General features: G+C 50.7%; 2 protein-coding genes and 1 pseudogene. All 3 read right to left on the reverse strand.

The window, feature by feature from the left end; all coding sequences use genetic code 11:
- Positions 1 to 80: 80 nt before the first annotated feature.
- Positions 81 to 3,440: pseudogene (locus QUB14_RS27480) on the reverse strand (tandem-95 repeat protein); the annotation flags it as partial.
- 270 nt (positions 3,441 to 3,710) lie between these two features.
- Entirely contained in the window at positions 3,711 to 7,721 is a 4,011-nt protein-coding gene (locus tag QUB14_RS27485) for an esterase-like activity of phytase family protein (RefSeq protein ID WP_333221258.1), read from the reverse strand.
- A 206-nt stretch (positions 7,722 to 7,927) separates the two neighbouring features.
- The gene (locus QUB14_RS27490) at positions 7,928 to 8,068 is read right to left on the reverse strand and encodes a LuxR C-terminal-related transcriptional regulator (RefSeq protein ID WP_333221260.1); all 141 of its coding nucleotides are present in this window, start codon (positions 8,066 to 8,068) and stop codon (positions 7,928 to 7,930) included.
- Positions 8,069 to 8,436: the final 368 nt, after the last annotated feature.

Below are 8,436 nucleotides of genomic sequence, written 5' to 3' on the forward strand. Positions count from 1 at the left end.
ATTTTGGGAGATACTAATGAGAATTCTTTGAGATGCACCTTACTTGCTCTCCCTTTTTGGACACCCTACCTATTTTAGCCTTAACTGAACCGTATTGCCCAATCATTCAGATCGATCGCATTAGCTTGCACTCCCTTCAAAGCAGCCAACAGTTGACCGTTCTCACCAATCCTGATGAAAGCTGCATTAGCGTTTTGGGTAATACTAAGTTGAGCAAAAGTTAGACCGCCCGCTAACACAAACAAATCTTCACCTTTTGTGAAATCAGTAATGAGAGCGCTGCCTTTACCTGCTGTTAAAACAAAGCGATCGCGCCCAATTCCGCCGCTGAGAATATCATTGCCCAAACCCCCAATCAGACAATCGTCACCTTTCCCGCCATAGAGAGTATCGTTGCCCTCATCGCCGCATAGCTTGTCACTAGCGCCGTTGCCAAACATCAAATCATTGCCAGCACCGCCGCACAGGGAATCAGGCTCGCCGTTAAAGTCGATCGCACTGTCTCCTAAAATAGTATCGTCCCCGTCGCCACCACAAATGCTATCACTGCCGCGATCGCCCAACAGCAGATCGTTGCCAGTACCCCCCACCACAACATCATTGCCCTTGCCGCCGTAAACAGTATCATTGCCCTCGCCGCCGCTTAGAGTGTCCGCAGCATCTCCCCCATTCAAGAAGTCGTTGCCAGCACCGCCAAACAGCAAATCGCGTCCATTCGAGTCAGGGCTAGACGGGTCAAAACTGCCTCCAAACAAGCAGTCGTTACCCTGATCCCCAACCAGAGTGTCATTGCCTTTGTCGCCCCAAATCAAGTCATCGTCTTTGCCGCCGATCGCCACATCATCGCCCTTACCCGCAAAAATGAGATCGTTGCCGGCCTGGCCGTTGAGGTAATCATTGCCACGGCCACCAAACAGCAAGTCTCTGTCTGCATTCGGGCCAAGGGGGATATTGCTGGGCCGTCCTCCGTAAATATTGTCGTTGCCTTGTTCGCCCAGCAGAATGTCATCGCCGTTGAAACCGCTGATAACGTCGTTGAGATTGCTGCCGGTGAGGAAGTCGCTGCCGTCAGTGCCATTGAAAGTGCGATCGACTGAATTCGGACCCGGAATCGAACCGATCGCGGGTAGGGTAATCTGTTCGCAAATGCAATCGGCATCGCCGCCACCAACGCTGTCAGAGTCAACAGGAGTTCCCGCAGGAGTCGGAGTTCCCGCAGGAGTCGGAGTTCCCGTGGGAGTTGGAGTTCCCGTGGGAGTTGGAGTCCCCGTGGGAGTTGGAGTCCCCGTGGGAGTTGGAGTTCCCGTGGGAGTTGGAGTTCCCGTTGTAGTCGGCGTCGGAGTTCCCGTGGAAGTCGGAGTTGGAGTTCCCGTGGGAGTCGGAGTTGGAGTTTCCGTTGGAGTCGGAGTTGGAGTTCCCGTGGGAGTCGGAGTTGGAGTTGGAGTTTCCGTGGGAGTTGGAGTTGGAGTTCCCGTGGGAGTCGGAGTTGGAGTTCCCGCAGGAGTCGGAGTTGGAGTTCCCGTAGGTGTCGGAGTTGGAGTTCCCGTGGGAGTCGGAGTCGGAGTTTCCGTCGGAGTCGGCGTCGGAGTTTCCGTCGGAGTCGGAGTCGGAGTCGGAGTTCCCGTGGGAGTCGGAGTTGGAGTTCCCGCAGGAGTCGGAGTTGGAGTTGGAGTTCCCGTAGGTGTCGGAGTTGGAGTTCCCGTAGGTGTCGGAGTTGGAGTTCCCGTGGGAGTCGGAGTTGGAGTTCCCGCAGGAGTCGGAGTCGGAGTTGGAGTTGGAGTTCCCGTAGGTGTCGGAGTTGGAGTTCCCGCAGGAGTCGGAGTTGGAGTTGGAGTTCCCGTAGGTGTCGGAGTTGGAGTTCCTGCAGGAGTCGGAGTTGGAGTTCCCGTGGGAGTCGGAGTCGGAGTTCCCGTGGGAGTCGGAGTGGGAGTTCCCGTGGGAGTCGGAGTGGGAGTTCCCGTGGGAGTCGGAGTCGGAGTTTCCGTGGGAGTTGGAGTCGGAGTTTCCGTGGGAGTTGGAGTCGGAGTTGGAGGGGTATTTACAAGAATGCTTGCGGTGACGATCGCAGAATCAGCTTTCCCGTCATTAGCTTTGTAGGTAAAAGAGTCTGTCCCTGCAAAACCAGCATTCGGAGTGTAACTGAAGGAACCGTCTTGGTTGAGGGCGATCGACCCTGTAGTCGGATTTGTCACCAGAATCGCCGTCAGCGGGTCGTTTTCCGGGTCTGTATCGTTGATTAAGACTCCCAAACCCGTCACGTTGAGGGGCGTATTAAAAGCAGTAGTATAGCTGTCAGAATTCGCCACAGGCGGGTTATTGTTGACGCTGACAGTCACGGTAGCCGCTTCAGAGCTAACTATTCCGTCGCTGACTGTGTAGGTAAAGGTGTCTGTTCCAGAAAAGCCAGCGTTAGGAGTATAAGTGAAAGAACCGTCTTTGTTGAGGGCGATCGACCCTTGCGTCGGATTTGCGGCCACCGCAGCAGTCAGCGTGTCTAAATCTACGTCGGAGTCGTTGGCTAAAACTCCCGGCACTGTTACGCTGAGGGCTTTTCCGGCACTGGTGCTATAGGTATCCGGCTGCGGCTGCGGCGGATTGTTGGTAACGTTGATGTTCACCCTCGCGGGGACAGTCGCAGCCCCGTCGCTAACGCTGTAGGTGAAGGTATCAGTCCCTACAAAGCCAGCTTGAGGAGTATAAGTGAAGTCACCGAGGGGATTAAACGCGATCGTACCGTTGCTTGGGCCTGTAACTACGACGGGAACCAGCAGATCTAAGTCGATGTCGGAGTCGTTGCCTAAAACTCCTGGAACTGCTACGCTGAGCACTTGGTCGTGCAGGACGCTGTAGGTGTCGGGATTTACTGTTGGCAGACTGTTGGTAACGTTGATGTTCACCCTCGCGGGGACAGTCGCAGCCCCGTCGCTAACGCTGTAGGTGAAGGTATCAGTCCCTACAAAGCCAGCTTGAGGAGTATAAGTGAAGTCACCGAGGGGATTAAACGCGATCGTACCGTTGCTTGGGCCTGTAACTACGACGGGAACCAGCAGATCTAAGTCGATGTCGGAGTCGTTGCCTAAAACTCCTGGAACTGCTACGCTGAGCACTTGGTCGTGCAGGACGCTGTAGGTGTCGGGATTTACTGTTGGCAGACTGTTGGTAACGTTGATACTCACCGTCGCGGGGACAGTCGCAGCCCCGTCGCTAACGCTGTAGGTGAAGGTATCAGTCCCTACAAAGCCAGCTTGAGGAGTATAAGTGAAGTCACCGAGGGGATTAAACGCGATCGTACCGTTGCTTGGGCCTGTAACTACGACGGGAACCAGCAGATCTAAGTCGATGTCGGAGTCGTTGCCTAAAACTCCTGGAACTGCTACGCTGAGCACTTGGTCGTGCAGGACGCTGTAGGTGTCGGGATTTACTGTTGGCAGACTGTTGGTTTAGTTTTGTAAACTTGAAAAGTTAGCCCTGAATATTTTGTAAATGCTTTGAGTATGTTGTGCGCGGACTTTATATCACGGCCAAACCGTGACTTGTGTGATACCCCAGGGTGTGGAATCTGGGTTGAAACCAATCCTATACAAATAAAGTCCGACAGGGTATTAATACCCTGTCGGACTTTCTCAAAAACCCGGTTACTTCGCTAATTTTTACGATTTGGATTCACAGCTCATCCTTCGATTATGCAGCGCCAATCCTTGAGGTTGTGGTTAGATAAAGAAATTGGTAACGGGAATAGAGCCCGCAGGGGGTAACGTCCCGGTGGTTGTTAATTTGATCACTAAATCGTTACCCGCCTGAAAACCAGCAGTAGCATCATTAATCACAAGGTAATTACCGGCGATCGAGGCATTTGTAGCCACAACTACAGCAGCGCTATTAATTCCTAGAGCTTGGTTTCCGGCTAATCCTCCATTAGCGTCGGTAAATACTTGAGGTACCAGAAGCTGTAAAGTGGTGGCAGTGCTATTATTGGCAGCACGGCTAAAGCTAGTAGGAGCATTCATTGCAGATCCACCTTGGGTCAACAAGTCGATCTTATCAGTGCCGATGGCAAAGTCGCTAACGCTATCCCTGGCAGATACAGAGGATTGTCCAAACTGGAAGAGGAAAGTATCTGCACCCGTACTACCCGTCAAAATATCTTGAGCGCCCCCCCCGTTGAGCGTATTATTAGCGGTGTTGCCAATAATAGTGTTGGGTAAAGTATTTCCGGTGCCGTTAATCAGTGCGGTGCCTGTTAAACGGAGGGTTTCAACATTTGCAGCTAAGGTGTGGCTGACGGTTGAGCGCACCTCGTCGGTTCCTTGACCTGCAAGTTCAGTGACGACATCTCCTACATTATCCACAACGTAGATATCGTTACCCAATCCGCCTGTAAGTTGGTCGGCTCCGGTACTGCCATTGAGCGTATTATTAGCAGTGTTGCCGATGATAGTGTTGGGTAAAGTATTTCCGGTGCCGTTAATCAGTGCGGTGCCTTCTAAACGGAGGTTTTCAACATTTCCAGTTAAGGTGTAGCTGACCGTTGAGCGCACCTCGTCGGTTCCTTGAGCTGCAAGTTCAGTGACGACAACTCCTGCATTATCCACAACGTAGATATCGTTACCCAATCCGCCTCTAAGTTGGTCGGCTCCGGTACCGCCATTGAGGGTATTATTAGCGGCGTTGCCGATGATAGTGTTGGCTAGAGTATTTCCGGTGCCGTTAATCAGTGCGGTGCCTGTTAAAGTGAGGTTTTCAACATCAGCAGGTAAGGTGTAGGTGACGCCAGATTGCACCAAGTCTGTTCCTTGAGCTGGAAGTTCAGTGACGACATCTCCGGCATTATCCACAACGTAAATATCGTTACCCAATTCGCCTGTAAGTTGGTCGGCTCCGGGTCCTCCGTTTAAACGATCATTATCCTCGTTACCATTAAGGGTGTCGTTTCCAGCAGCCCCGTTGAGGTTGTCGTTGCCGGCCAATCCATTGAGGGTATTATTAGCGGCGTTGCCGGTGATGACGTTGGCTACAGGATTTCCGGTGCCGTTAATCAGTGCGGTGCCTGTTAAAGTCAGGTTTTCAACATCAGCAGGTAAGGTGTAGGTGATGCCTGATTGCACCCTGTCGGTTCCTTGAGCTGGAAGTTCACTGACGACATCTCCGGTATTATCCACAAGGTAAATATCGTTACCCAATCCGCCTGTAAGTTGGTCGGCTCCGAGTCCTCCGTCTAAACGATCATTATCATCGCCACCATCTATGGTGTCGTTGCCGGCCAATCCATTGAGGGTGTCGTTGCCGGCCAATCCATTGATGGTATCTGGATTGGCAGTTCCGCTTAAGTTATCAGCGCCAGGAGTGCCATTTATAGGGGGGTTGGGAATATTGACATTAAAGCTCCCCAAGTTACTGGCTGCGACAAAGTTATTATTGATATCGCTAACTTGATCCGATTCGATCGCGATCGCATAATCCCCATTGTCGCCCAAATCCCAACTACCACCTGGTGCGGTAATCTGATAGGTAGCCGTGCGAAGAGTGCCGTTGCCAGTTGGGGTAAAGCTTACCAGTGTCGCTAATTGGTTAAATCCGTTGGGTCCAGTCACCCGAATGTCTGAATTATCCAAACTGCTGCTGTTGACAGCAAAGTTGTCGCTGTAGTCTACCGTAAAATTTACTGTAGTGCCGCCACTGACGATAATGTTGGTAGTGGCTAGATTGGAAGCAGCAGGCAAGATCGTATCGACGGTAATTGTTGCTGTCTCGGATGCTGTACTGAAAGCTGCTAACCCGCCGATACTGCTGGCAGTCGAAATATCCGCCGTCCCGCCGTTCGTGAAGGTACTACCGCTAGAGTTAGTCGTCGTTCCATCCCATGCCTGATAAGTGATATTGGCAGTGCCGTTGTAGTCAGCATTGGGAACAAAGCGGATGCTGGCATTGCCTGCTAGCAGTCTCGCTGCTGCTGTTGACGGTGTAACGAATGCCGTCCAAGTCGAACCGCTATCAGTTGAATATTCCCAACTGCCGTTAGTATTGTCTGTCCCCGTGACTGCAATTCCTTGAGTGTCGGCGGTGTCGGGATCTGTAACTGCACCTGCAATTAAAGTAGAAACTAAGGTGCCGGTGTTGCTAGCAGAAGGTACATCTTCGTTAATTGCTGTTAGTACCGGGGAACCGCTGTTGTTGAGTACAGGTGCGTTGTTGGCTGCAAAGGCTGCGAATGCGGTGGGAAGGAAAGAAGTAAAATTGTTGTCGCTGACAAGAATAAGCGATGGCTTCCCAGTTGCCGTTTGAGAAGGCCCAAATGTCATCCCTTCAAAATTGTTTACCGGAAAGCCTGAAGTGTTTGGGAAATCAGCAATCAGAGTTTTTGATACCGGTGTAATGCCAGCAACACCAGAAGCAGTCAAGCCAGTATTGCTTTGAATGTCAGTTGCACCCGTTAAAGAAATTTGATAAAGCTTCAAATCGCCTGCCCCTGTAGCTGGGTTGAAAAAACGTTCTAGAACCAGCAGCGTATTATCATCAACGGCCAGCATTTCCGAAATGCCGTTGCCTGGATCGGTGTGGTAAAGAAATTCTCCGTTTGCGGTGTTTGTGCCTAAGTTATATCTTAAAATTCGCGATCGCGTGCCAATGGTAGCCGTTGTATTTGAAGCAGGGCCGTCTTGTTCGAGAGCATTTTCTGTTGCTGTAAACAGAAAACTTTGACTCGGAGTAATGGTCAGACTTTCAAAAGCTTGATTGTTGCGGATGCCACTGGTAGTATCTGCTGATGATACGTCGTATTTGGGAGAAGGAATAGTCAGTGCTAGGTTTTGAACTCCTGTTGCAATGTCGAATCTATTGATAAAAGGCTGGGTATTTGTCGAGAAATTTCCTTCAGAAGAGACGAAGACATTGCCACCGATGTAGCCAATGCCCTCTGTATCCGATGTATCTGCAGCAAAGGGAGGCGGATTGCCAATCTGTCTCACCCCTGTAAAAACCACTCCTCCTGTTGCCAAGCTACCCGAACTCACATTAGGTATAGTGAGGGTGTAAAAGCGAGACGGACCGAGACTGCTACCACTATTGCGGCCGTCGGAGATAGCGTAGTAAGTGTTGGTGCCCGCGTCGTAGGTAAGGCCAGACAGTCCACCTATCCGGTTTCCGGAACCATCATTTGTATTTCCCGGAATTTGTGCTTGTCCCAAAAATTGTAGACCGAACACAAATTGATAAGCGGCCATTGTCGCTGGGTCGATCGCCAACCCAGAGGACACCGCTCCTGTTGTATAATCTAATTCCCAATCTCCGCCCATAGCGGAACTGCCGATCGGCGATCTAGAAGCAGCAATTTTTGCCTTGGTTAGCTGACTCAGTTGCTGCACAAAGTTAGCGCCCTTCTCTCCCGCCGCTACATCGCACCCGTACAGCAAAATTTCTGCACTGTCTGCCAGCGATCGCGACCAACGCTGCAATTGGTTAGCATAAGTTTCTAAATTTGTCAAGTTTAGATCGATCGCGCCTAGCTGCAAACTCGCCGGGCGGCCGTGGGAGAGGATATGAATGCTTTTTATATTGCTGCGACTCGCTAGGGCGGCCGTGATTTGTTCTAGTCCATCCCGCGCCCCATCCAGGGTAATAACTTCTGTCCCCGCTGCGATGCCGTTGCGGAGAGTTTCGCCATCGGGAAGGGCAGGGTCGAGAATGGCGATCGAACTAAAAACTGAACTGATAAAATTTGGCATAATACACCTTTGGTTAGATGACGTTAGGAAAATCAAGGCGTATACAGCTTAGCAAATTTAAAGATTAAATGTCATCAGTAAAATTAAAAATCAAGACGAATGATACTAATTTTGCGTGAACCTGCCACAGAGGCATCTTGATAGGGGCGGGTTTAGCCAATAATTCCTTTAAAAAACCGACAATTCCGGTACAAAACCCGCCCTGGTCAAGGTTCGATCGCCAAAAGTTCTTCAGCAACCAATGCCTTCTGAATTGCTAGTACAGCAGCTTGAGTGCGATCGCGCACTTCTAACTTTTGCAAAATCGCGTGTACGTGCACCCGCACCGTACCCGGAGGAATGTACAATATTTGAGCTATTTCCTGATTGCTTTTCCCCCCGCAAATAAAGCCAAGATTTCCTGTTCTCGTTTCGTCAGCGGATTTTCCCCAACTTCTGATTTTGACCCAACTTTCACAGGTTCAGTATTAGTAAAAACCGCATAAATTTCCGCAGTTGCTGCCTTATAAAACCACGAATCACGCGCTGCTACCGCTCGACTTGCTTAAACAAAGTTTCCGCCGCAATTGCCTTGAGGCAATATCCCTGAGATGCCGATGAAATCAATCTTTCAATCATTAACTATTTTGGGGTAGTTGTATAGCAACCGTCAAGGCGGTTAGGACGTATACTAAAGGTATTATCGTAATCGGCGATCGTCTGCTCTGCCATGCCT

It is taken from the genome of Microcoleus sp. B3-D2, assembly GCF_036705345.1.
Taxonomy (GTDB): Bacteria; Cyanobacteriota; Cyanobacteriia; order Cyanobacteriales; family Microcoleaceae; genus Microcoleus.